This is a genomic window from Streptomyces sindenensis, assembly GCF_014649035.1.
Lineage (GTDB): Bacteria > Actinomycetota > Actinomycetes > Streptomycetales > Streptomycetaceae > Streptomyces > Streptomyces sindenensis.
The window spans coordinates 77,911-102,303 of the sequence record NZ_BMSG01000001.1 but is presented as its reverse complement, the minus strand read 5'-3'; the positions used below and the strand labels follow the sequence as shown (position 1 = coordinate 102,303).

Annotated in this window: 16 protein-coding genes; 10 read left to right on the top strand and 6 right to left on the bottom strand. The window is 73.4% G+C overall.

Features of this window, described 5'->3' with window-relative positions; all coding sequences use genetic code 11:
- Nucleotides 1–37: 37 nt before the first annotated feature.
- From IE145_RS00455 to IE145_RS00445, 3 genes are all read right to left on the bottom strand, one after another.
- Nucleotides 38–1,633: an alpha/beta hydrolase gene (locus IE145_RS00455; RefSeq protein ID WP_189518549.1), complete on the bottom strand. Its 1,596-nt coding sequence runs from the start codon at nucleotides 1,631–1,633 to the stop codon at nucleotides 38–40.
- A gap of 82 nt (nucleotides 1,634–1,715) precedes the next feature.
- Nucleotides 1,716–3,308 (bottom strand): alpha/beta hydrolase, encoded by a 1,593-nt coding sequence (locus IE145_RS00450; RefSeq protein ID WP_189517744.1) that lies wholly within the window; start codon nucleotides 3,306–3,308, stop codon nucleotides 1,716–1,718.
- A gap of 191 nt (nucleotides 3,309–3,499) precedes the next feature.
- Complete coding sequence (locus tag IE145_RS00445) at nucleotides 3,500–6,343, bottom strand: lysylphosphatidylglycerol synthase transmembrane domain-containing protein (protein WP_189517742.1); 2,844 nt, start codon at nucleotides 6,341–6,343, stop codon at nucleotides 3,500–3,502.
- Nucleotides 6,344–6,564: 221 nt separating this feature from the next.
- Here IE145_RS00445 and IE145_RS00440 point away from each other — a divergent pair, with 221 nt between their 5' ends.
- The 5 genes from IE145_RS00440 to nudC all read left to right on the top strand — a co-directional run bounded on the left by IE145_RS00440 (nucleotide 6,565) and on the right by nudC (nucleotide 16,791).
- Nucleotides 6,565–7,014, top strand: coding sequence for an MGMT family protein (locus IE145_RS00440; RefSeq protein WP_189517740.1), 450 nt, complete (start codon nucleotides 6,565–6,567; stop codon nucleotides 7,012–7,014).
- A gap of 205 nt (nucleotides 7,015–7,219) precedes the next feature.
- A complete protein-coding gene (locus IE145_RS00435) occupies nucleotides 7,220–10,591 on the top strand; it encodes an ATP-dependent helicase (RefSeq protein ID WP_189517737.1) in 3,372 nt (1,123 codons plus the stop codon).
- Nucleotides 10,592–10,705: 114 nt separating this feature from the next.
- Nucleotides 10,706–14,365, top strand: coding sequence for an ATP-dependent DNA helicase (locus IE145_RS00430; protein WP_189517735.1), 3,660 nt, complete (start codon nucleotides 10,706–10,708; stop codon nucleotides 14,363–14,365).
- A 10-nt stretch (nucleotides 14,366–14,375) separates the two neighbouring features.
- Nucleotides 14,376–15,764 carry a dipeptidase gene (locus IE145_RS00425; RefSeq protein WP_189517733.1) on the top strand — a complete coding sequence of 463 codons (1,389 nt, stop codon included), beginning with the start codon at nucleotides 14,376–14,378 and terminating at the stop codon, nucleotides 15,762–15,764.
- Between the two features lie 70 nt (nucleotides 15,765–15,834).
- Nucleotides 15,835–16,791 (top strand): NAD(+) diphosphatase, encoded by a 957-nt coding sequence (nudC, locus tag IE145_RS00420; protein ID WP_189517730.1) that lies wholly within the window; start codon nucleotides 15,835–15,837, stop codon nucleotides 16,789–16,791.
- 89 nt (nucleotides 16,792–16,880) lie between these two features.
- Here the strand turns inward: nudC and IE145_RS00415 are convergent, their stop codons facing one another.
- Complete coding sequence (locus IE145_RS00415; protein WP_030113660.1) at nucleotides 16,881–17,135, bottom strand: glutaredoxin domain-containing protein; 255 nt, start codon at nucleotides 17,133–17,135, stop codon at nucleotides 16,881–16,883.
- A 257-nt stretch (nucleotides 17,136–17,392) separates the two neighbouring features.
- On the opposite strand from IE145_RS00415, the gene IE145_RS00410 reads away from it, so the two are divergent.
- From IE145_RS00410 to IE145_RS00390, 5 genes are all read left to right on the top strand, one after another.
- Nucleotides 17,393–19,672, top strand: a complete 2,280-nt coding sequence (locus IE145_RS00410) for an ATP-dependent DNA helicase UvrD2 (RefSeq protein WP_308427776.1) — start codon at nucleotides 17,393–17,395, stop codon at nucleotides 19,670–19,672.
- 176 nt (nucleotides 19,673–19,848) lie between these two features.
- Nucleotides 19,849–20,181, top strand: coding sequence for a hypothetical protein (locus IE145_RS00405; protein WP_006127423.1), 333 nt, complete (start codon nucleotides 19,849–19,851; stop codon nucleotides 20,179–20,181).
- A 176-nt stretch (nucleotides 20,182–20,357) separates the two neighbouring features.
- Nucleotides 20,358–20,726, top strand: a complete 369-nt coding sequence (locus tag IE145_RS00400) for a WhiB family transcriptional regulator (protein ID WP_065491124.1) — start codon at nucleotides 20,358–20,360, stop codon at nucleotides 20,724–20,726.
- Complete coding sequence (locus tag IE145_RS00395; protein WP_065491122.1) at nucleotides 20,723–21,082, top strand: putative WhiB-interacting protein; 360 nt, start codon at nucleotides 20,723–20,725, stop codon at nucleotides 21,080–21,082. Before IE145_RS00400 ends, IE145_RS00395 begins: the two co-directional genes overlap by 4 nt.
- 255 nt (nucleotides 21,083–21,337) lie before the next feature.
- Complete coding sequence (locus tag IE145_RS00390; RefSeq protein ID WP_189518547.1) at nucleotides 21,338–21,538, top strand: hypothetical protein; 201 nt, start codon at nucleotides 21,338–21,340, stop codon at nucleotides 21,536–21,538.
- Between the two features lie 27 nt (nucleotides 21,539–21,565).
- Here IE145_RS00390 and IE145_RS00385 read toward each other — a convergent pair whose 3' ends face one another.
- The gene (locus IE145_RS00385) at nucleotides 21,566–23,026 is read right to left on the bottom strand and encodes an ABC1 kinase family protein (protein WP_189517726.1); all 1,461 of its coding nucleotides are present in this window, start codon (nucleotides 23,024–23,026) and stop codon (nucleotides 21,566–21,568) included.
- A gap of 63 nt (nucleotides 23,027–23,089) precedes the next feature.
- On the bottom strand, nucleotides 23,090–24,214 hold the full coding sequence (locus IE145_RS00380; protein ID WP_189517724.1) for a ThiF family adenylyltransferase: 1,125 nt from the start codon (nucleotides 24,212–24,214) through the stop codon (nucleotides 23,090–23,092).
- Between the last annotated feature and the right edge of the window lie 179 nt (nucleotides 24,215–24,393).

Below are 24,393 nucleotides of genomic sequence, written 5' to 3'. Positions count from 1 at the left end.
TGCGGACCGGCCCCTCTCCGTCTCTCCGCGCCGCACGCTATCCGCAGGTCTTCCCGTCCGCCGGGACCTTCCCGTCCAGGAAGTAGTCGTCGATCGTCGACGTCACGCACGCGTTGGAGCCGTACGCCCCGTGCCCCTCGCCCTCGTTGGTGACCAGCACGCCGACGCCCTCGCCCAGCTCGTCCGCCATCCGCCGCGCCCCCTCGTACGGGGTCGCCGGGTCGCCCGTGGTCCCGACGACCAGGATCGGGCCCGCGCCCGGCGCACTGGTCCGGGGTGTCTCGTGCTCCCCGTCGACCGGCCACAGCGCACACCAGCCCGCGGTGTCCCAGGCCAGGAACGGGCCGAAGACCGGTGACAGCCGGCGGAACTCCGGCACCAGCGCACGGGCCTCGTCCAGGGTCGGGCGGGACGCCGAGTCCGCGCAGGAGATCGCCCGCTGGGAGTGGCTCTGGGTGTCGTAACGGCCCTGCGCGTCACGGCCGTTGTACGCGTCGGCGAGCCGGAGCAGTTCGTCGCCCGTGCCGTTGTTCTCCGCCTCGTCGAGCGCGGCCGTCAGCTCGGGCCAGGACGACTCGGAGTACAGCGGGGTGACGATGCCGGTGATGGCGAGCGACTCGGTCAGCTCCCGGCCCGAGCCGGTCGGCAGGGGGCTCCGGTCGATCCGGGCCAGCAGCCGGGCGATGCGCTCGGAGCCCGTACGCGGGTCCTGGCCGCGGTCCTTCAGGTAGTTCTCCAGGGCGCGCTGGAAGCCCCTGGTCTGGTTGCGGGCGTGCCCGACGGCGTCGGCCGTCGGGTCGACGACCGCGTCCAGCACGGTGCGCCCCACGTGGTGCGGGAAGAGGTGCGCGTACGTCCCGCCCAGCTCCGTACCGTACGAGAAGCCGAGGTAGGACAGCTTGTCGTCGCCCAGGACCTGGCGGATCAGGTCCAGGTCGCGGGCGGCGTTCGACGTACCGACGTGCGGCAGGACCTCGCCCGAGCGGCGCTCGCAGCCCGCGCCGAAGTCCGCCGCGTCCGCGAAGAACGCGTCCTCCTCCGCCGCCGTGTCGGGGGTCAGGTCGACGGTCCGGTGGGCGTTCTCCTGCTCCTGGTCGAGACGGCAGCGCACCCCGGAGCTGGCGGCGACCCCGCGCGGATCGAAACTCACCAGGTCGTAGCGGGAGTTGAGCTTCTCGTACTGCCCGGCGGCGCGCGGGAGGGTGGCGACGCCGGATCCGCCCGGGCCGCCGAAGTTGAACAGCAGCGAGCCGATGCGCCGCCCCCGGTCGCGGGCCTCCTTGCGGATCAACGCGACGGAAAGCGTCTTTCCGGCCGGTTCCGCGTAGTCCAGTGGTACGTCGACGTTCGCGCAACGCCAAGACGAATCAGGGGCGTTGCCACCGCGCGGGGCCGTGCAGCGCTTCCAGTCGAGACGCTGGGAGGTGAGCGCGGAGGGGAGCCGCGGAGTCGTGGGTGAGTTCTGGGCGGCGGAGGGGGCGGGCGGCGCGGAGACGTCGGCGGGACGGCTGTCCGCGGTCCCGGAGGGCTCCGGCTCGCCGCTCGACAGTCCGCACCCGGAGAGCAGTACGGCCGTGAGAAGGGCGGTGCCCGTCCGTGCGGTGGCTCGTCGGGTGCCGCGGTGCGTGCGCATGAACCGGATTCCCTTGCTCGGGGGATGTGCGGTCATGCTAACCACCCTGTGTCGCAAGGGAGTCGGGGAGAAGGGTAGGGAATCAGCCGCAGACCGTGCCGGACTTCGGGACCCGCCCGTTCAACAGGTAGCCGTCCACCGCCCGTTGCACACACGCGTCCTTGCTGTTGTACGCCCCGTGCCCCTCGCCCTTGTACGTCAGCTCCACGCCGACGCCCTTGCCCAGCTTCTCCACCATCGCCTTCGCCCCCGCGTACGGGGTGGCCGGGTCACCGGTGTTGCCGATGACCAGGATCGGCGCCGCCCCGGGGGCGCTGACGTCCGGGGTCTCCCAGGCGCCCGCCACTGGCCAGCCGGTGCAGCTCATCAGCCCCCAGCCCAGGTATTCGCCGAACAGCGGGGACGCCTCGCGGAACGCGGGAAGCGCCGCCTTCGTCTGCTCCAGGGTGAACCGCTGCTTGGAGTCGGCGCAGTTGATGGCGATGTTGGCGGCGTTGGAGTTGTCGTACCGCCCGTCCTCCGAGCGGCCGTTGAGGGAGTCGGCCAGGGCGAGCAGCAGCCCGCCGTTCCCGCCGCCCGCCTCGTCGAGGCCCTGTTCCAGCAGGGGCCAGGTCTCCTGGGAGTAGAGGGCGGACGCGATGCCGGTGGTGGCCAGTGTCTGGGTCAGCGTCCGGTCGCCGAGCCCGTCGACGGGCTCCTCCTCCAGCTCGCCCAGGAGATCGGCGATGCCCTGCTCGACCTCCTGCGGGGTGGCCCCGGGCAGGGCGCAGTCGTCGCGCTCCGCGCAGTCCTTCGTGAAGTTGTCCAGGGCGAGCTGGAACCCCTCGGCCTGGCCGAGGGAGGACTGCTCGGCGTTCTTCGTGGGGTCGACCACCGCGTCGAAGACCGCCCGGCCGACCTTGTCCGGGAAGAGGTGGGCGTACACACCGCCCAGTTCGGTGCCGTACGAGATCCCGAAGTAGTGCAGTTGGTCGTCGCCCAGCACCGTCCGCAGCAGGTCCATGTCCCGGGCGGCGTTCGTCGTGCCCACGAAGGGGAGTTCGGGGCCGGAGTTCTCCTCGCAGTCGGCGATGTAGTCCTTCTGCCCCTGCACGAACTGCTTCTCCTCGGCCGCGTCGTCCGGGGTGGAGTCCTCCTGGTAGAAGGCGTCCAGCTGGGCGTCGTCCGCGCACTGGACGCCCTCGCTGCGGCCCACCCCGCGCGGGTCGAAGCTCACCAGGTCGTACCGGGTGCGGAGCCTGTCGTACTCGGTGCCGAACGCCGGCAGGGTCGCGACGCCGGACGCGCCGGGCCCGCCGAAGTTGAACACCAGCGAGCCGATCCGCCGCTGCTGGTCCTTGGCCTTGGCCCGCACCAGCGCCAGTTCGATCGTGCGGCCGTCCGGCTTCGCGTAATCGAGGGGTACGTCCATGAAGGAGCACTCCCACACCACGCCGCCGGGCAGCGGGGACGGTGACTCGCCGCCGCCCTGGGCCGTGTTCGGCGGCGGACAGGGGGACCATTCCAGCTTCTGCGAGGTCAGGTCGTCGGCGGTGGCGGTCGGCGAGGCGGTGGAGGCCCCGGTCGGCGTCGAGGACCCGTCCCCGTCGCCGTCGTCCGAACAGGCCGCCAGCGGCAGCAGCACGGTGGCGGTGGCGGCGAGGGCGGCGGCACGCAGAGCGGGGGAAGTCCTCATGCCCCCATCGTGCGGCGGGCCGTCGGTACGCGCGGCCGGGCGCGGTCCATGCGGGTGGTGGTGGGGCCGCGACCGGTGGACGGCGGCCGGGCCGTTACCGGTGGGACGGTGCCGGGCCGCGACCGGTGAACGGCGGCCGGGCCGCTACCGCCCCTCGCCCGCCCGGCCGGATCACCGCCCGCCCTCGCCGATCACAGCTCGCCCTTGCGGGTCAGCTGGTTGAAGGCGATCCACCCCGGCAGCACCGGCAGCCACAGTGTCATCACGCGGTACAGCAGCACCGCGGGCGCCGCGACCTCCTTGGGCAGCCCGACCGCGATCAGGCCCAGCGTCAGGGCCCCCTCGACCGCGCCCATACCGCCCGGCGTCGGGGCGGCCGAGCCGAGCGCGTTCCCGGCGAGGAAGACCACCGCGATGCTCGCGTAGCTCAGCTGGGGGACGTCCGGGCCGCTGAACGCGCGGATCGAGGCGTCCAGGCAGAGCACGAACAGGCCGGTCAGCAGCAGCATGCCGCCGATGCCGGTGAGCAGCTTCTGCGGCCGCTGCACCACGTCCAGCATGCGCGGCACGACCCCGGCGAACAGCGAGCGCACCCGGGTCACCACGAACTTCCGCAGGAACGGGATCGCCGTCACCACCAGCACCAGCACCGCGACCGTCAGCAGACCCGCGATCACCGTCCGAGACGGGGTCAGCGAGTCCGGTGTCTTCTCCGTACCCGTGAGATAGCCGAACAGCGCCAGCAGCATGATGTGGGCGCCGAGCCCGAAGAGCTGCGACGCCCCGACGCTCGCCACCGCGAGACCGGGGCGTACCCCGGCGCGCTGGAGGAAGCGGGTGTTCAGCGCCACTCCGCCGACCGCCGCGGGCGCCACGATCTTCACGAACGAGCCGGCCACCTGCGCCTGCACGGTCTTCAGGAACGACACCCGCTCGGGCACGAAGCCCAGCAGACTCATCGCCGCCGCCACATAGCTCAGCGCAGAGAAACCGAGGGCCGCCGCGACCCACCCCCACTCCGCCTGCTCCACGACCGTCCCGAAGTCGGCCTGGGTGACCTGCGAGATCAGGAAGTACGCGGCGATGGCCCCGGCGATGAAGCTGAACAGGGTGCGCGGCTTGATCCGCTCCAGGCGGACCGGTTCGACCGGGGCCTGCGGGCGGATCAGCAGCACCTGACGGCGGATCTGGGCGAGCAGATCCTCCTCGCGGGCCTCCTCCAGCGCATCGTCGATGGCGCGCTTCTCGGCCTGCTTCTCGGTGCGCAGCGATCGGCGCTCGGCCTTGGACTCCGCCTTGGACGCGGCCTTGGACGCGGGCACGGACCCGGCCGGGGACCCGGCCGCCGGGCTGCCCGCCGCCGGCTCGGTGCTCTCCTGCTCCGCCCTCGCCTGCTTGGTCGCCTGCGAGGCCTGCACCACCGCCTCCCGCTCGCGCTGCGAACGCTCGCGGGCGATCCGGCGCAGCGTCGCCCGTGTGGAGCGGCTCAGCGCGATCGGCTGGAGCAGCGGCAGACAGTCCGCCACCGCGTCCGGGCCGAGCACGGCCAGCGCCCCGGCGACCGACCGCTCGGCCCCCACGCGCAGCCCCAGCGTGGTCAGCAGCTGGGCCACGTCCATCCGCAGCACCAGATCGCCCGCCGCGATCTCGCCGCCGCGCAGATCCGTCACGAACGCCCTGCCGGAACGATCCACCAGGAGCGCGTCGCCGGTCAGCCTGCGGTGCGCGATCCGCCGCGACTGGAGGGCCTTCACCTGACGCCAGGCGCTGCACACCAGCGCGTCGGTGATCTCCTCGTCCTCCATCTGGTCCAGCGACCGGCCGCCGATGTGCTCGTAGACCAGCATCACCGCGTCCGGGCCCAGCTCCGAGGTGGCGATCAGCTTGGGCGCGTTCGCCCCGGCGGCGATGGCCGCGTACGCGAGCAGCGCCTCCTGCTCCAGCGCCTGCCGCAACGACTGGATCGAGCGCCGCTGGGTGAGCGTCCGCAGCGTGATCCGCCGCCAGGCCCGGTAGAAGAACCCCTGGGCCTGCTGCTCCCGGTCGACGACGGTGACGTCCAGCGGCGGCCCGTCCTCCAGCGTGACCAGATAGCGCCGCCCCCGGTCGCCCTGGTCGGCGTTGTCCTTGTCCGGGGTGTCCTCGGTGCGCATCGCCGCGACCGGGCGGAATCCCACGTGCCGCAGACCCGCCATCAGGTGCTGGCCGGTGGGGCGGACGTTCGGCGAGCCGACCGCGTACAGCGTGCCGTACGCCACCGTCCAGCCGATCAGCACGGTGAGGATGATCGAGAACGGGGTGGTGTACCCGCCGACCAGCATCGCGAACGCGTCGAGCAGCAGCACCACCCACAGCACCACGCGCCAGCGTGGCCGCCGGGCCATCCCGACCGCCGTCATGTACGCGATGACCGGCGCGAGATAGCCGTGCACCGGGTCGGTCAGACCGCCCGCCGTCTGCGGCTGGGTCAGCGCGTCCTGGATGGTGCCGGGCGCGGTCCGCGAGACCCAGAGGTCGGTGGCGAGCGTGACCCCGTGGGCGAGCACGGCGGCGAGCACCCCGTCCGCGATGCGCAACCCGTCGCGTTTGACGAGGCGTTCGATGGCGAAGGCGACCGGCACCAGCAGCACGGCGATGCTGGACACCAGACCGGCGAGCTTGATCAGCAGATCGGGCGCCTGCTCGGTGCCCTTGGAGATGTCGTCCTCAAGACCGGTGGTGGTGCCCTGGGCGAACGCGGCGATCGCGAACAGCACACCGATCGCGGCGATGCCGATGAGCAGCCGCATCAGGTCGGAGGGGCGGTGCACCCGGGCGGGGAGCAGCGGTTCGTCCCCGGAGACGCGGTCGGTCAGCGCGGCCTCGGCGGAGGCCAGCGTCGAGCCGGCCAGATGTCCGGTGGTGGATGCCGTGGGGCCGTCGGCGCGGGGCGGACCGGCGGCGGCACCGGGGGCACCGGGTGACGGGGAGGACTCGGGAGCACCCTGCGGGCGCTCTCCGGCATCGGAGGCGTCCGCCGCCTTCGGTGGCTGCACGCCCTGCTCCTTCGTCGCCTCTGGTTCGTCTTCGTGTTCTCGTATCACCGGTCACCGCCCGCATGATGGTGGCACGGCCCGTAGACAGAGGGGGGCATCAGGGTGCATTGCACGGGCGCGGGAAGCGCAACATACGCTGCTTCGCCCCCGCGTGCACGCTGCGTGCCCGGACGGACACCGTTTCGGCCGGGCTGTCGGTGGCGTACGGCAGGATGGTGCGGATGAGCCAGGACCAGACGGACGGGGGCGGCTCCGGCGTCGCCCCGCCCGGTGCCGGACCGCCGGACTACCCGGAGCTGCCGGAGTACGCGGAGCGGGTCCTCGACGTGGCCGAGCTGATCCCGCCCGGCCGGGTGATGACGTACGGAGACATCGCGGAGTGGCTGGGCGAGGGAGGGCCCCGCCAGGTCGGCCGGGTCATGGCGCTGTACGGGTCGGCCGTGCCGTGGTGGCGCGTCGTCCGCGCCGACGGGACGCTGCTCCCCGCCCACGAGCTGCGGGCGCTGGAGCACTACCGCGCGGAGGCCACCCCGCTGCGCGAGGCGTCCCGCCTGACGGAGGGGCACATCCCGCGCATCGACATGCGGCGCGCCCGCTGGGACGGCGGCGGCGCGGGAGACGACGGCGGTGCGGGAGGCAGGGGCGGTCCGGGCGAGGAAGCTCACACCTGACAGCTTCCGCCATGTGCCCCCGGCAGGAGCGGCCCGACGCGGCCGCGCACGTGACGAGGGACGCAGCGCAGCCGCTGCCTCCCGCGCCGCCGCTGGCGTAGCGTCGTCTTCGCGCGGCACGCTCCGCCCCTCTCTCCTCGGGCTGTCCCGACTGCCTCGAACCTGTTCCTCATCACCTGTACACCCACCAGGACCGGCGATCCACGTGAGTTCCTCCTCCACCCGGCACAGTCCGCGCCGTGAGTCACGGCCGCGGACCACGGGCGCGTACCGACTGGTGCGCACTCCGCCGGGTTCCGTGGATCCCCCCCTCCTGGACGCAGGCCAGCGCGCGGTGGTTGATCACCCCGGCGGCCCGCTGCTGGTCCTCGCCGGGCCGGGCACCGGCAAGACCACCACCCTCGTCGAATCCGTCGCCGCCCGGGTGAACCGGGGCGGCGACCCCGCCCGCATCCTCGTCCTCACCTTCAGCCGCAAGGCCGCCGTCGAACTGCGCGACCGGATGGCGGCCCGGCTCGGGGCGGCCCGGGGCCCGCAGGCCACCACGTTCCACTCGTACTGCTACGCCCTGGTCCGGGCCCACCAGGACGCCGACCTGTTCGCCGATCCGCTGCGCCTGCTGTCCGGGCCCGAGCAGGACGTCACCGTCCGCGAACTGCTCGCGGGCCAGCTCGACCTGGAGAAGGAGGGCCTGGCCCAGGTCCGCTGGCCGGACGAGCTGCGCGCCTGCCTGACCACCCGCGGCTTCGCCGACGAGGTGCGCGCCGTGCTGGCCCGCAGCCGTGAGCTGGGCCTCGGCCCGGACGCGCTGGCCGACTTCGCCCGCCGCACCGGCCGCCCGGACTGGACGGCGGCGGCCCAGTTCCTCGCCGAGTACCTCGACATCCTCGACGCCCAGGGCGTCCTGGACTACGCCGAGCTGGTGCACCGCGCCGTCCTGCTCGCCGAGCGCCCCGAGGTGGCGGCGGAGCTGGCCGGCCGGTACGACGCGGTGTACGTCGACGAGTACCAGGACACCGACCCCGCCCAGGTGCGCCTGCTGCACGCGCTGGCGGGGAACCGGGGGCGCGCGCCGGAGGACGCCCGGCCGGCAGGAAGGGCGCGTGGCGCGGGAGCGCGCGCCGGGCGGACGCTGATCGCCTTCGGCGACCCGGACCAGTCGATCTACACCTTCCGGGGCGCCGACGTGAACGGCATCCTCGACTTCCCGGACACCTTCCGCCGGGCGGACGGGACCCCGGCCCCCGTGGGCGTCCTCACCACGTCCCGCCGCTCCGGGGCCGGACTGCTGGCGGCGACCCGGCTGCTCACCCGCCGGATGCCGCTGACCCGGCTGCCCGCCGACACGGTCCGCGCCCACCGCGAACCGCACGCCGTCCGGGACGGTGGCCGCGTCGAGGCGTACACCTACCCGACCGCGTCCACGGAGCTGGAGAACATCGCGGACCTGCTGCGCCGCGCCCATCTGGAGGACGGGGTGCCGTGGCAGGAGATGGCCGTGCTGGTACGGGCCGGAGGCCGCTCGCTGCCCGCCGTCCGGCGCGCCCTCATCTCCGCCGGCGTTCCCCTGGAGGTCGACGGCGACGACCTGCCGCTGCGCCACGAACCGGCCGTCGCCCCGCTGCTGACGGCCCTGCGGGCGGTGGCGACGGCAGCGCTGCGAGGCCGTCCCGAGGGGGACCCGGACGACGTCGAGACGCCCTCCTGGCTCGACACCGAGACCGCCCTCACCCTCCTCACCTCCCCGCTCGGCTCCATGGACGCCGCCGACCTGCGCCGTCTCGGCCGCGCCCTGCGCGACGAGGAGCGGGCCGCCGGGATCCGGGTCCCCGCCCCCTCCGACGAGCTGCTGGCCCGCGCTCTCGCCGAGCCCGAACGCCTCGTCACGCACGACCCGGCGTACGCCCACGGCGCGCAACGCCTCGGCGCACTCCTGCGCAAGGCCCGCGAGCTTCTCGAAGGCGGCGGCACCGCCGAGGAGGCCCTGTGGACCCTGTGGAACGGCACGCCCTGGCCCGGCAGGCTGGAGCGGGCCGCGCTGCGCGGCGGGGCGGGCGGCCGCAACGCCGACCGCGACCTCGACGCGGTGTGCGCCCTGTTCGACACGGCCGCCCGCGCCGAGGAGCGCACCGGCGGGCGCGGGGCCCTCAACTTCCTGGAAGAGGTCGACGCCCAGGACATCGCCGCCGACACCCTCTCCCGGCGGACCGCCCGCCCCGACGCCGTACGCCTGATGACCGCCCACCGCTCCAAGGGCCTGGAGTGGCGGCTCGTCGTCGTCGCCGGGGTCCAGGAGGGCGTCTGGCCCGATCTGCGCCGCCGGGGCTCCCTCCTGGAGGCGGACCGGATCGGCCGCGACGGGCTCGCCGAACCCCTCACGCCCGGCGCCCTCCTCGCCGAGGAGCGCCGCCTCTTCTACGTGGCCGCCACCCGCGCCCGGGAGCGCCTCGTCGTCACCGCCGTGAAGGCCCCCGCCGACGACGGTGACCAGCCCTCCCGCTTCCTCACCGAGCTGGGCGTCGAACCCCGCGACGTCACCGGCCGCCCGCGCCGCCCCCTCGCCGTCGCCGCGCTCGTCGCCGAACTGCGCGCCACCACCGTCGACCCGACCGCGTCCGACGCGCTGCGCGAGGCCGCCGCCCACCGCCTCGCCCGGCTCGCCGCGCTCACCGACGACGAGGGGCAGCCGCTGGTGCCCGCGGCCCACCCGTACCGCTGGTGGGGGCTGGAGGAGCCGACCCGCTCCGCCGTCCCGCTGCGCGACCGCGACCAGCCCGTCACCCTCTCCGGCTCCGCCCTGGACCAACTCGCCAACACCTGCGCCCTCCAGTGGTTCCTGGGCCGCGAGGTGAAGGCCGACGCCCCGGCCACCGCCGCCCAGGGGTTCGGCAACGTCGTCCACGTACTCGCCGACGAGGTCGCCTCCGGCCGGACCCCCGCCGACCTCGACATCCTGATGGAGCGCCTGGACTCCGTGTGGAACGGCCTCGCCTTCGACGCCCCCTGGAAGTCCGAACAGGAGAAGGACCAGGCCCGCGCCGCCCTGGAGCGCTTCCTGCACTGGCACGTCCTGGACCGGGGCGGCCGGACCCCCACCGCGAGCGAGCACGACTTCGACGTGACGCTGGAGGCCGGCGAGTACGCCGTCCGCATCCGGGGCTCCATGGACCGGGTGGAGGAGGACGCCGAGGGCCGGGCGTACGTCGTCGACTTCAAGACCGGTAAGGGCACCCCCACCAAGGACGAGGTCGCCGCCCACCCCCAGCTCGCCGTCTACCAGCTCGCCGTCCGCGAGGGCGCGGTCGACGAGGTCTTCGACGGCCGGCGTCCCGAACCGGGCGGCGCCGAACTGGTCCAGCTCCGGCAGCCCGCCCCCAAGAAGGAGGGCGGCGACGCCTTCCCCAAGGTCCAGGCGCAGGAACCGCCGGCGGGGGAGTGGGTCTCCGACCTGCTCGCCACCGCCGCCGGAAAGGTCCTGGACGAACGCTTCACGCCCACCACCGGAACGCACTGCTCCCACTGCACCTTCCGGGCCTCGTGCAGCGCACAGCCGGAGGGGCGGCAGGTGGTGGAGTAGCCGCCGCGTCCGGCCGCCGGGCGGTGGACAGCCGCCGCATCCGGTTCGGCGGGGCGGCGGAGCAGCCGTCCCGTTCGTACGGGGTTGTCGGCGGTCCCGGTTACCGTTGTCCGGGTGTCCCCACGCATCACCGATCCCGAGCAGCTCAAGGAGCTCCTCGGGATTCCGTTCACCCCGGAGCAGACGGCCTGCATCATCGCGCCGCCCGCCCCGCAGGTGATCGTGGCCGGGGCCGGGTCGGGCAAGACCACGGTGATGGCCGCCCGCGTGGTCTGGCTCGTGGGCACCGGACAGGTCGCGCCCGAGCAGGTTCTTGGCCTCACCTTCACCAACAAGGCGGCGGGCGAGCTGGCCGAGCGCGTGCGCAGGGCGCTGATCGCCGCCGGGGTCACCGACCCCGACGTCATCGACCCGGACAACCCCCCGGGCGAGCCCACCATCTCCACGTACCACGCTTTCGCCGGCCGCCTCCTCACCGAGCACGGTCTGCGCATCGGCCTGGAGCCCTCCACCCGTCTCCTCGCCGACGCCACCCGCTACCAGCTGGCGGCAAAGGTGCTGCGCGAGGCCCCGGGGCCGTATCCGGCGCTCACCCGCTCCTTCTCCACCCTGGTCAGCGATCTGCTCGCGCTCGACGGGGAGCTGTCCGAACACCTCGTACGGCCCGGGACGCTTCAGACCTACGACACCGGACTGCTGCGGGACCTGGCCGCCGCCAAGCTCAGCAACGCCGACCTGCGCAAGATCCCCGAGGCCGCCGAGGCCCGCCGCTCGCTCCTCGGCCTCACCGAGCGCTACCGGGCCGCCAAGCGCGGCCGGGACCTGCTGGACTTCGGCGACCAGATCGCCCTCTCCGCCGAGCTGGCCCTGACCCGGCCGGAGGTCGGGAGGATCCTGCGCGAGGAGTTCCGGGTCGTCCTCCTCGACGAGTACCAGGACACGTCGGTGGCCCAGCGGCTGCTGCTCTCGGCGCTCTTCGGCAGCGGCGGAACCGGCAGCGGCGGAACCGGCAGCGGTGGTACGGAGTCGGGGCCGGCCGGCCACGAGCCTCCCACCGGCCACGCGCCTCCCACCGGCCACGCGGTGACCGCCGTGGGCGACCCCTGCCAGGCGATCTACGGCTGGCGCGGCGCGTCCGTCGCCAACCTCGACGACTTCCCCGAGCACTTCCCGCACGCCGACGGCACCCCCGCCACCCGCTACAGCCTCAGCGAGAACCGGCGCAGCGGCGGCCGTCTCCTCCAGCTCGCCAACGGCCTCGCCGAACCGCTGCGCGCGATGCACGAGGGCGTCGAGGCGCTGCGCCCCGCGCCGGGGGCCGAGCGCGACGGCGTGGTCCGCTGCGCCCTGCTGAGCACCCACACCGAGGAGATCGACTGGCTCGCCGACTCCCTCGCCCACCTCGTGCGCACCGGCACCCCGCCCGGCGAGATCGCCGTCCTGTGCCGCACCGCCGGGGACTTCCCCGAGATCCAGGCCGCCCTGGTCGCCCGGGACATCCCGGTCGAGGTCGTCGGCCTCGCCGGACTGCTCCACCTGCCCGAGGTCGCGGACCTGGTGGCCGTCTGCGAGGTCCTCCAGGACCCGGGGGCCAACGCCTCGCTGGTCCGCCTGCTCACCGGACCGCGCTGGCGCATCGGCCCCCGCGACCTGGCGCTCCTCGGCCGCCGCGCCCGCCTCCTGGTGCACCGGGCGGGCCAAGGGGACGACGCCGACGCGGACCGGCGGCTCGCGGAGGCCGTCGAGGGCACGGATCCGGCCGAGGTGATATCGCTCGCGGACGCGCTGGACACCTTCCTGGTCGCGGGGGACGCGGCCGACGACGGGCTGCCGTTCTCCGCCGAGGCCCGCGTCCGCTTCGCCCGTCTCGCCCGCGAGCTGCGCGACCTGCGCCGCTCGCTCGCCGACCCCCTGATGGACGTGCTGCACCGAGTCCTCGCCACCACCGGCCTGGAGGTCGAGCTGTCCGCGTCCCCGCAGGCGCTGGCCGCCCGCCGCCGCGAGACGCTGGCCAACTTCCTCGACACCGCGGCCCGGTTCGCCGCGCTGGACGGCGAGGCGTCGCTGCTCGCCTTCCTCGGCTTCCTACGGACCGCCGCGCAGTACGAGAAGGGGCTCGACAACGCGCTGCCCGGCGGCGAGAACACCGTCAAGGTCCTCACCGCCCACAAGTCCAAAGGGCTGGAGTGGGACGTCGTCGCCGTGCCCGGACTGGTCACCGGCCAGTTCCCCAGCGGCCAGTCCCGGGACGCGTGGACCGCCCAGGCCAAGGTGCTCCCGCACGCCCTGCGCGGCGACGCGGCGACGCTTCCGGCCCTGGACAGCTTCGACGCCAAGGGGATCAAGGCGTTCAAGGAGGAGATGAAGGAGCACCAGCACACGGAGGAACTGCGCCTGGGGTACGTCACCTTCACCCGCCCCCGCTCGCTCCTGCTCGGCTCCGGCCACTGGTGGGGCCCGTCCCAGAAGCGGACGCGCGGCCCGTCCGCCTTCCTGGAGGCGCTGTACGAGCACTGCGCCGCCGGTCACGGCGAGATCGAGGCGTGGGCGGACGAGCCCGCCGAGGACGAGGAGAACCCGGCCCTCGCGGAACGCGACGCCGATCTGGCCTGGCCGCTCCCGCTCGACGCCGACGCCCTGGCCCGCCGCCGGGCCGCCCGCGACACGGTCCTGGCCCATCTGGAGCGCATGGCCGTCCGGGGGGACGAGCAGGCGCCGGCGCACGCCCCCGCCTCCGACGACGTACCGGCGTACGAACCCTGGGACGACGAACCTCCGCTCGACGAGCCACCGGCCGACGAGGAGTGGGACTGGGACGCGCTCCCCACCGAACGCCCCGCGGGCCCGCCGGGGGCCGCACCGGTCCCGGCGGACACGACTCCGGAGCCGGCCCCGCACGCCGAGCCCGCCCCTCACGTCCCGGCGGACACCACCCCGGAGCCGGCCCCGCACGCCGAGCCCGCCCCCCACATCCCGGCGGCCCGCCACGCCCCGGAAACCACCGACCCGGCGGCTCGCCACCCGCAGGAGGGCCCGGCGGAGCGGCTGGCTCCGGAGGGCCCGGCCGGCCGGCTCACCCCCGAGGAGGCCCGTACCCTCGCCTCCTGGGACCGGGACCTGGACTCCCTCGCCGGGGAGCTGCGCCGCGCCCGTGCCGGCGTGCGCGAGGTGGTCATCCCCCCCTCGCTCTCCGCCACCCAGCTCCTGCGCCTGGCCGAGGACCCCGACGGCTTCGCCCAGGAGCTGGCCCGCCCCATGCCCCGCCCGCCGCAGCCCGCCGCCCGCCGGGGCACCCGGTTCCACGCCTGGGTCGAGTCCCGGTACGAGGAGCTGCCGCTGCCCATGCTCGGCCCCGACGAGCTGCCCGGCGGTGACGAGAGCGACGCCGAGATTGCCGACGAGCGGGACCTCGCCGAGCTGAAGGAGGCGTTCGAGCGCACCGCGTACGCCCGGCGCACGCCGTACCGGGTCGAGGCTCCGTTCCAGATCACCCTGGCGGGCCGGGTGATCCGGGGCCGGATCGACGCCGTCTACCGCACGGGTGACACCTACGAGATCGTCGACTGGAAGACCACCCGCCACCGCACCGCCGACCCGCTCCAGCTCGCCGTCTACCGCCTCGCCTGGGCCGAGCTGCACGATCTGCCGCTCGACGCGGTCACCGCCACCTTCCTCTACGTACGCACCGGCGAGACCGTCCATCCGCAGGCGCTGCCCGGCCGGGCGGAGCTGGAGCGGATCCTGCTGGACGAGCCGGCCGCCGAGGACGGATAGGCTCAGGAGCATGAGCGAGACCCCGGACAGCGCCGTCCGTACGTACACCGAACAGCACAGCGCCGCCTTCCTCGACGACCTCGCCGAGTGGCTGCGCATCCCGTCCGTATCCGCGCAGCCGGAGCACGCCGGGGACGTACGGCGCAGCGCCGAGTGGCTGAGCGCCAAGCTCAGGGAGACCGGCTTCCCGGTCGCCGAGATCTGGGAGACCCCCGGCGCCCCGGCGGTCTTCGCCGAGTGGCCCAGCGAGGACCCCGGCGCCCCGACCGTCCTGGTCTACGGCCACCACGACGTCCAGCCCGCCGCCCGCGAGGACGGCTGGGCCACCGACCCCTTCGAGCCGGTGATCCGGGACGGCCGGATGTACGGACGCGGCGCGGCCGACGACAAGGGCCAGGTGTTCTTCCACACCCTGGGCGTCCGCGCCCACCTCGCCGCGACCGGCCGCACCACCCCCGCCGTCACCCTCAAGCTGCTGATCGAGGGCGAGGAGGAGTCCGGCTCCCCGAACTTCCGCGCCCTCGCCGAGAAGCACGCCGACCGGCTCGCCGCCGACGCGGTGATCGTCTCGGACACCGGCATGTGGGACGAGGACACCCCGACCGTCTGCACCGGCATGCGCGGCCTCGCCGAGTGCGAGATCCAGCTGTACGGGCCCGCCCAGGACATCCACTCAGGATCGTTCGGCGGAGCCGTCCCCAACCCGGCCACCGAGATCGCCAGGCTGGTCGCCGCCCTCCACGACGAGGACGGGAAGGTCGCGATCCCCGGCTTCTACGACGGGGTCACCGACCTCACCGACACCGAGCGGGCGCTGTTCGCCGAGCTGCCCTTCGACGAGGCGACCTGGTTCCGTACGGCGAAGTCGCAGGCGGCCTCCGGCGAGGCCGGGTACTCCACGCTGGAGCGCGTCTGGGCCCGCCCCACCGCCGAGGTCAACGGCATCGGCGGCGGCTACCAGGGCGCGGGCAGCAAGACGATCATCCCCTCCTCCGCCCTGGTGAAGATCAGCTTCCGGCTGGTCGACGGCCAGGACCCCGACGACGTGCAGCAGGCCGTCCGCGCCTGGGTGGAGTCCCGCATCCCGGCGGGCATCCGGCACACCATCGCCTTCCAGCCCGCCACCCGCCCCTGCCTCACCCCGCTGGACCACCCCGCCCTCCAGGCCGTGGCCCGCGCGATGGGCCGGGCCTTCGGAAAGAAGATCCTCTTCACCCGTGAAGGAGGCTCCGGCCCCGCCGCCGACCTCAGGGACGTGCTCGGCGCCCCCGTCCTCTTCCTCGGCATCTCCGTACCCTCCGACGGCTGGCACGCCCCGGACGAGAAGGTCGAGCTGGACCTGCTGCTCAAGGGCGTGGAGACGACCGCCCACCTGTGGGGCGAACTGGCCACGCCCTAGGCGTGTCCGGCGGATGAACCCCGCCCCACCTCCGTACACCCGATCCACCCAGGGGGAGTAGGAAGTACCTGTGAGCACCTTCGACAACGCCACCGCAGACCGCCCGATCGGCCTCACGGCGCCGAGCGGCATCGACCGCGCGGCACACCACCGTCTCGACGAGGCGTGGCTGGCCGTGGCGTGGAGCCACCCGACGACCCGCGTCTTCGTCGTCTCCGGCGGGCAGGTGCTGATCGACGACACCCCCGACGGGGGCACCGAGATCGTCATGACCCCGGCCTTCGAGGCCCCGGTCACCGAGACCCACCGGTACTTCCTCGGCACCGACGAGGACGGCGTCAGCTACTTCGCGCTCCAGAAGGACTCGCTGCCCGGCCGCATGGACCAGTCGGCACGCCCGGCCGGACTCCGCGAGGCGGGTCTGCTCCTCGGCCCCCGGGACGCGGGGCTGATGGTGCACGCCGTCGCCCTGGAGAACTGGCAGCGGCTCCACCGCTTCTGCTCCCGCTGCGGCGAGCGCACCGTCATCGCGGCGGCCGGCCACATCCGCCGCTGCCAGGCCTGCGGGGCCGAGCACTACCCGCGCACCGACCCGGCGGTCATCATGCTGGTCACCGACGACCAGGACCGGGCGCTGCTGGGCCGCCAGGTGCACTGGCCCGAGGGCCGCTTCTCGACGCTCGCCGGGTTCGTCGAGCCGGGGGAGTCGATCGAGCAGTCCGTGGCCCGCGAGGTCTACGAGGAGGCCGGGATCACGGTCGGCGAGGTCGAGTACATCGCCAGCCAGCCGTGGCCGTTCCCCTCCAGCCTGATGCTCGGCTTCATGGCGCGGGCCACCTCCTTCGAGATCAACGTCGACGGCGAGGAGATCGAGGAGGCCCGCTGGTTCTCCCGCGAGGACCTCACCGCCGCCTTCGAGTCCGGCGAGATCATGCCGCCGTTCGGCATCTCCATCGCGTCCCGCCTGATCGAACTCTGGTACGGCAAGCCGCTCCCGAAGCCCGGGGCGGTGAAGCGGACCGGCTGAGGTCCGCGCCTCCGTCCGGACACACGACTGCCCCCGGCGGTGCCGGGGGCAGCGGTACGCGCGACGGAGAGTCGTCCCTCCCGCCGGATTCAGGCGGCGAGCGCCTGCTTCACCTGGGCGAGCGACGGGTTCGTCATGACCGACTCGGTGCCCGAGGGGGACACGATCAGCAGGGTGGGGACCGTCTGGTTTCCGCCATTCGCCTTCTCGACGAAAGCGGCCGACTCCGGGTCGTGCTCGATGTTGACCTCGTTGTACGCGATGCCCTCGCGGTCCATCTGGCTCTTCAGCCGACGGCAGTAGCCGCACCAGGTGGTGCTGTACATCGTCACAGTGCCCGCCATGTCGCTGGCGCTCCTTCGTCTCGTCCGTACCGCTGCGCGGCCGGCAGCGTCACTTGCGGACCGGCCGCTCACCGCAGCGCTCCCGCAAGGTTAAGGAACGTACGGAGAACGGCACCCATTCCCGCGGGGCCGGTCCGAGGCCCCGGTATGCCGGTACGCGCCCCGGCACGCGGGTACGAGCCCCGGTCTGCCGGTCCGAGGCCCCGGTACGCCGGTCCGGGGCCCCGGTACGCCGGTCCGGGGCCCCGGTATGACTAATGGCTCACGCCTGTGGACGACCGCCGCATCCGCCCCCGGGGACCTGGCAGCATGGCGGGGTGACAGCAGCAACGCACTCCACCCTCTTCCCCCAGGTACCCGAGACCCCGGACGCCGTGCTCGACGGGCTCGACCCCGAGCAGCGCGAGGTGGCGCTCGCCCTGCACGGGCCGGTGTGCGTGCTGGCCGGAGCGGGTACGGGCAAGACCCGCGCGATCACCCACCGCATCGCGTACGGGGTGCGGGCGGGCATCCTCCAGCCCGCCACGGTTCTCGCCGTCACGTTCACCAACCGGGCCGCGGGAGAGATGCGCGGCCGCCTCCGCCAGCTCGGCGCGACCGGCGTCCAGGCACGGACCTTCCACTCCGCCGCGCTCCGGCAGCTCCAGTATTTCTGGCCGAAAGCAGTCGGTGGCGAGCTGCCCCGGCTGCTGGAGAGGAAGGTGCAGCTGGTCGCCGAGGCGGCCGCCCGCTGCGAGCTCCGGCTCGACCGCACCGAGCTGCGGGACGTCACCAGCGAGATCGAGTGGGCCAAGGTCACCCAGACCGTCCCCGCCGACTACGCGGCGGCCGTCGCCAAGGCCCAGCGGGACGCCCCCCGCGACCCGGCGGTCCTCTCCCAGATCTACTCCACGTACGAACAGCTCAAGCGCGACCGCTCGGTGATCGACTTCGAGGACGTGCTGCTGCTGATGGTCGGCATCCTCCAGGACCGGGGAGACATCGCCGACCACGTGCGCGGCCAGTACCAGCACTTCGTCGTCGACGAGTACCAGGACGTGAGCCCGCTCCAGCAGCGGCTGCTCGACCTCTGGGTCGGCGACCGGGACAACCTCTGCGTCGTGGGCGACGCCAGCCAGACGATCTACTCCTTCACCGGCGCCACCCCCGACCACCTGCTGAACTTCCGCACCCGCCACCCCGGGGCGACCGTCGTCAAGCTGGTCCGGGACTACCGCTCCACCCCCCAGGTCGTCCACCTCGCCAACGGCCTCCTCAGCCAGGCCCACGGCAAGGCCGCCGACCACCGCCTGGAGTTGGTCTCGCAGCGCGACAAGGGCCCCGAGCCGGTCTACACGGAGTACGGGGACGAGCCCACCGAGGCCGAGTCCACCGCCCGGCGCATCCGCGACCTCATCGCCGCGGGCGTGCCGGCCGGCGAGATCGCCGTGCTCTACCGGGTCAACTCCCAGTCCGAGGTCTACGAGCAGGCCCTCGCGGACGCCGGGGTGCCCTACCAGCTGCGCGGCGCCGAGCGGTTCTTCGAGCGGGCCGAGGTCCGGGAGGCGGGCACCGCCCTGCGCGGCGCCGCCCGCGCCGGGCGCAACGACTCCCTGCTCGACGGCGCGGAGGACCTGGCCTCCCAGGTGCGGGCGGTGCTCTCCACCAAGGGCTGGACCACCCGACCGCCCGCCGGATCGGGCTCCGTGCGCGACCGCTGGGAGTCGCTGGCCGCGCTGGTGCGCCTCGCTGAGGACTTCGAGACGGCGAAACCGGGGGCGACCCTGACCGACCTGGTCCGCGAGCTCGACGAACGGGCGGCCGCCCAGCACGCCCCGACGGTCCAGGGAGTGACGCTGGCGTCGCTGCACGCCGCGAAGGGCCTCGAATGGGACGCCGTGTTCCTGGTCGGCCTGACCGAGGGCATGATGCCGATCGCCTACGCCAAGACCGACGAGCAGGTCGAGGAGGAGCGGCGCCTGCTGTACGTCGGGATCACCCGCGCCCGCGTCCACCTCTCGCTCTCCTGGGCGCTGTCCCGCTCGCCGGGGGGCCGGGCGAGCCGCCGGCCGACCCGCTTCCTGAACGGGCTGCGGCCGGGCTCCACGGGGTCCGGGGCCCGGGGCGGCGTCGGTGGGGGCGGCGGGATCGACCGGGGCACCGGGCGGGCCGCGACCGCCGGGCGGACGCCGGCCGTCGAACGCAAGCCCAGGAGCCCGGTGCGCTGCCGGGTCTGCGGCCGGACGCTCACCGAAGCGGGCGAGATGAAGCTGATGCGCTGCGAGGAGTGCCCCTCGGACATGGACGAGGGGCTGTATGAGCGGCTCCACGACTGGCGGGCCGGCCAGGCGGCCCTCCTCGGCCAGCCCGACTACTGCGTCTTCACCGAGAAGACCCTCATGGCGATCGCCGAGGCCGTGCCGTCCAGCGAGGGCGAGCTGGTCGTCATCGCCGGTGTCGGCAACCGGAAGCTGAGCCGCTTCGGCGCCGACGTTCTGGCCATCTGCGCAGGTGAGACGGTTGGTGACGGGCCCGAGGAGGGTGCCGGCGAGACCTGAGAAAAACTCGTCCAGAAAATAGTTTGCGCCCGCACCAGTCGTCACCATAGGTTCTTAACCACGGGAACAGCGACTTCTCTGAAGCCCTGGCTCCGTGCTGTACTTAGCTGTACTTATCCGAATACGCAGGATCGGCCCCGGCCGGTCCCATGAGACGCCGAGAGGAGGCGATTGAAGTGATCAGCATCATCGAAACCCAGAAAATGACCGATCTTTCGGTCGTCTCCGCCTGCTCGCTCGGCCTCACCCGTTCCGCGGCTGCCTCGCTCCACGCCACCGGTCTGTCCGGCATTTCTGCCGCCCGTCCGCTGGCCCCGGCGAGCCTCCCCGTGACGCGGGAGCGCAATGAGCGACCGATCGAGGCACCGGCGGCAGCAGTAGCGAAGGCAGCGCAGGCTCAGGCCTATGCCTTTGCGGCAGCCGGTGCCGGAGTCAAGACGCAGACGCAGATGCAGCACCACACGATGTGGGCCTTCCGTGGGCCTGAACCCTGGAGTGATCCAGCCTGATCCAGCATCAGGCCGGCGCCTTCAGGGCCGCGGAACCCCACTCGGGATCCGCGGCCCTTTTGTTTTGTCCGAACGGACGGAACGCAACGAAGGAGCCTCGGGACAAGCAGGACCTGGTACCAGAAGCCGCCAACCGGCCAACAGGCCGGCACGACCAGACGAGGACACCACCCACCGTGCACACCGAAACGCACGCCCCGTCAGTACCGCTTTCCACCCCGATCTCGCCGCCCGGCTCCACGGAGGACTCCACCTTGACCCCGCTCACCACGCTCACCGCGCTCGACGACGCCATCGAGAACCTCGGTGTGCCCGTCCCGTGCCGCTCCTACGACCCGGAGGTCTTCTTCGCCGAGTCGCCCGCCGACGTCGAGTACGCCAAGTCCCTCTGCCGCACCTGCCCGCTCGTCGAGGCCTGCCTCGCCGGTGCGAAGGACCGCCGCGAGCCGTGGGGTGTCTGGGGCGGCGAGCTCTTCGTCCAGGGTGTCGTCGTGGCCCGCAAGCGTCCGCGTGGCCGTCCGCGCAAGAACCCGGTCGCAGCGTGACCGCGACCTGTGGGGTCCCCGCCCCCACCCTCAGTCCGCGCCTCGGAACGATCGACCGCCCCTACACACATGACCCCCGGAATCAGGCACCAATGATCACCCCCACGAAGGAGCCCGTCGGCTCCGCCACCCCCGACGTCACCATCATCGGCGCGAACGACTCGCGTCAGAACAGGACCCGCGAAATGCAACTCATCCCAGAAGCCCTGGCGCGTGCGCATATGCACGACCGCCTGCGGGAGGCCCAGGAGGACCGCCAGTCGGCCCGCCTGCTGGCCGCCCGCCGCATGCAGCGCCGGGCGGAGCGCGCCTCGCTGCGCGCCCGCCGCGCGCTGGCCATGGCGGTCATGCACTGACGGTCGCGCACTGACGGCCGTGCACGGGCCGTCGGCGCACTGACCTGCGCAGCCATCACGCCCCGCGGGGCCGTTCGGACACACGGACGGCCCCGCGGGGCTTTTGCGCTGTCGGTCGTCCGGTCGCGGGGATATCGTCACGATGTGGACGAGGAGACCGATCCCCCCGAACAGCCCGGAAGCGCGGACCAGCCCGGGAGTCCGGACCAGCCCGGGAGTGTGGACCAGCCCGGAAGTGTGGACCAGGCCGGAAGTGTGGACCAGCCCGGGAGCCCGGAACAGGCCGCCGCGGGAAGCGTGGTGTGTGCCCGGTGCGGCATCACCGCCGAAGGCGACACCGCCCCCGTGACCTGGCTCAGTTCCGTCGAGGACGGACGCCGTCTCCACTTCTGCGAGAGCTGCGCCCGCCTCCACATCCGCGCGATCGAGAGCCGCCTCGACTCACTCTGGTGGTGACGCCGGAGGCCCCGGGCCCCGCACCTCCTACGCCTGGACCGTCTCCCCCTCCGGCTCGTCCGCTTCCTCCGGTGCCTCGGCCACCTCGGTTGCCTCGGCCGCGTCGACCACCTCGGCCGCGTCGGCCGTCTCGGCGAGGAACCCCGGCAGCCACGTATCGAGCTCGTCGCGCATCCGGACCGTCGCGCCGAGCTGACACAGCACCCCGATCGTGCTGAGCGTCACCCGGTGTATGAGGACATAGGCCGGGGGGAGGTTGAGCTGCCTGCCGAGCTGGTGGGCGGGGGAGCGCGGATCCGCTATCCGGGCCGCCTGATCACGGATCCAGCCACGGGTGAAGGTGAACTCCTCCACCTGCGTCGGCTCGATGATCGGGAGCAGGTAGTCGAGGACCTCGTCCGGGTCCAGGTCGATCGACTCCTTCACGAAGTTCTCTTCGCGGAGCAGCCCGTACACCCCCGCCGCGTCGCCCTCCAGCGCCATCCGCAAGGAGTCGCCGATGGTCTGCGGCAGCCCGCCCGGAAGCCGGTCGACGGTGCCGAAGTCCAGCACCCCCAGCCGCCACGGACCGGCCGGGCCGCCTTCCTCCTCCGGATGCTCCGCGTCCTGGGCCGGGGGCAGCAGCCGGAAGTTGCCCGGATGCGGGTCGGCGTGCAGCAGCCCGGTGCGCGCCGGACCGGAGAAGAGGAAGCGGGCCAGCAACTGCCCCGCACGGTCCCGCTGCTCCGCCGTCCCCTCCACGATGACCTCGGAGAGCGGGATCCCGTCGATCCACTCCGTCACCAGCACCTGGTCCGCCTGGTGCACCACCTGAGGGATCACCACATCCGGGTCGTCCGCGAACTCGGCCGCGTGCTCCCGCTGGGCCTGCGCCTCCAGCTCGTAGTCCAGCTCCTCCGACACCCGGTCGCGCAGTTCCTTGATCAACGGCTTGATGTCCATCCCGGGGACCAGCGGGCCGAGCAGCCGGGCGAAACGGCTGAGCTGGGCGAGGTCGGAGAGCAATGCCTCGCCCGCCCCGGGATACTGCACCTTCACCGCGACCTCGCGGCCGTCGTGCCACACCGCCCGGTGCACCTGCCCGATCGAGGCGGCAGCCGCCGGCGTGTCCTCGAACTCCAGGAAATACTCCCGCCAGTCCTCGCCGATCCGTTCCGCGAGCACCCCGTGGACCGTGCGCGCGGGCAGCGGCGGCGCGGCCTCCTGAAGCTTGGTCAGCGCGGCCCGATAGGGGCCGGCGATCTCCTCGGGGAGCGCCGACTCGAAGACCGAGAGGGCCTGGCCCAGCTTCATGGCCCCGCCCTTCAGCTCACCCAGGGTCTTGAACAATTGGTCCGCCGTGCGCTGCTGCACCTCACGGGCGACCAGCTCGGCCGACTTTCCGCCGATCCGCTTGCCCAGACCCCAGGTGGCACGGCCGGCGAAGCCGAGCGGAAGCGCGGCCAGCTTGGCCGTACGCGTAACCGCCTTCCGGGGAAGATCAGACATGTGCCCCTCCAGTTCCCAGACTGCCGCGCCGCTCGGCCACCGGTGTCACTCCGGCGGCGGCGGTCACCCCGCCATTGTGTCCTGCGCCAGAACGTCCCCGGAGACCCGTTCCCCTCCAGCGCCCCCGGCGGCGCCGCAGGAGCAGTCCGCATGCGGGCCGATCTGCTCGGAACGCCAGTCCAGCAGCGGCAGAGCGGCCTCCCAGCGGGTTCCCGTACAGGCGGGGAGATCCCCGTCCAGGAAGGCCAGGGCATGGGCCGCGGCAAGACCGGCGACCGCCGTCGCGAGCCCCAGATCGCAGGCGGGTACCGCTCCCCGCCGCCCGGAACGCCACTGCGCCAGCATCCGGGGCCACTGCGGATCCCGGTCCGCACGGTGCAACTCCAGGCAGCCCGCGCAGCCGGTGCCCCCGGGCAGGACGAGCGGCCCGACCACCCCGGTCGCCTCGATCACGCCCGCATAGAGATGAGGAGTACCCGACGCGATCCAGGGACCCGCGGTGTCCGCGACGGGGGCGTACACCGCGAGGCCGTCCCGGGGAGCGACGACGATCAGGGACAGGCCGGGCTCTCCGGCGCTCTCCGCCGGACCGGGCCCGGGCGCCGAACGGCGGACGAGCCGACGGGCCGCCACATCGCGCCGTTCCCCCACGGACGCCGGAGGCAGGCCCCCGGGCGCCACGTCCCAGGGCTCGGCCCGGCCCCCGTCGAGCACCTCCACCTGTCCCACTCCCGCACCGGACAGCACGGAGGCGATGGACGCCCCGACCCGGCCCGCACCCCGCACCTGGACCCGCATCGCCCGCCGGGCCCCCATCCGGCGCAGCCCACCGCCCGGCTCGGGGCGGACCACCGACAGCGAAGCCACGTCGGGGCGCTGGCGGTCCATCACTTCGACACGACGACGCAGCACATCGGCAGAGGGGCCGGCCGACCTCGGGTCGTCGAGGAGCCCGGCCTCCGCCAACCGGGCCAGCAGGACGTCCACGTGATGTTCCGACAGGTCCAGGGCGCGCGCCTCCTCGTACAGCAGGGGCACACCACGCGTGCCGTCGAGCAGTTCCAGAAAGCTCCCCGTGGCGATGTCCACCGGACCGAGCGTCACGGCGTGCGCGGGTGTCACACCGAACTGCACGGTGTTCCGTCCGCGCCAGGCGCGACGCAGTGCGGGCTTCAGCATCGGATACATGGCTTCTCCCCCCGAGTAGTGCCACGGGCACGGGTGCGCCCGCGAACCTGCTGATCCGCAGAGCTTCCGCAGCTTTCCGCTTTTTCGGAACTTTCCGCTTCTTCCGCAGGACCACTGCCAGAATGCGGGCCCGCCGCGAATCGTGCGTGGGGTTGTCCACAGGTGCGGTCTGTTGATCG

Excerpts from the sequence above, each read along its gene's own strand:
- IE145_RS00455 (WP_189518549.1), bottom strand. The coding sequence starts at position 1,633 with ATGCGCACGCACCGCGGCACCCGACGAGCCACCGCACGGACGGGCACC.
- IE145_RS00450 (WP_189517744.1), bottom strand. The coding sequence starts at position 3,308 with ATGAGGACTTCCCCCGCTCTGCGTGCCGCCGCCCTCGCCGCCACCGCC.
- IE145_RS00440 (WP_189517740.1), top strand. The coding sequence starts at position 6,565 with ATGAGCCAGGACCAGACGGACGGGGGCGGCTCCGGCGTCGCCCCGCCC.
- IE145_RS00425 (WP_189517733.1), top strand. The coding sequence starts at position 14,376 with ATGAGCGAGACCCCGGACAGCGCCGTCCGTACGTACACCGAACAGCAC.
- IE145_RS00415 (WP_030113660.1), bottom strand. The coding sequence starts at position 17,135 with ATGGCGGGCACTGTGACGATGTACAGCACCACCTGGTGCGGCTACTGC.
- IE145_RS00410 (WP_308427776.1), top strand. The coding sequence starts at position 17,393 with ATGGCTCACGCCTGTGGACGACCGCCGCATCCGCCCCCGGGGACCTGG.
- IE145_RS00385 (WP_189517726.1), bottom strand. The coding sequence starts at position 23,026 with ATGTCTGATCTTCCCCGGAAGGCGGTTACGCGTACGGCCAAGCTGGCC.
- IE145_RS00380 (WP_189517724.1), bottom strand. The coding sequence starts at position 24,214 with ATGTATCCGATGCTGAAGCCCGCACTGCGTCGCGCCTGGCGCGGACGG.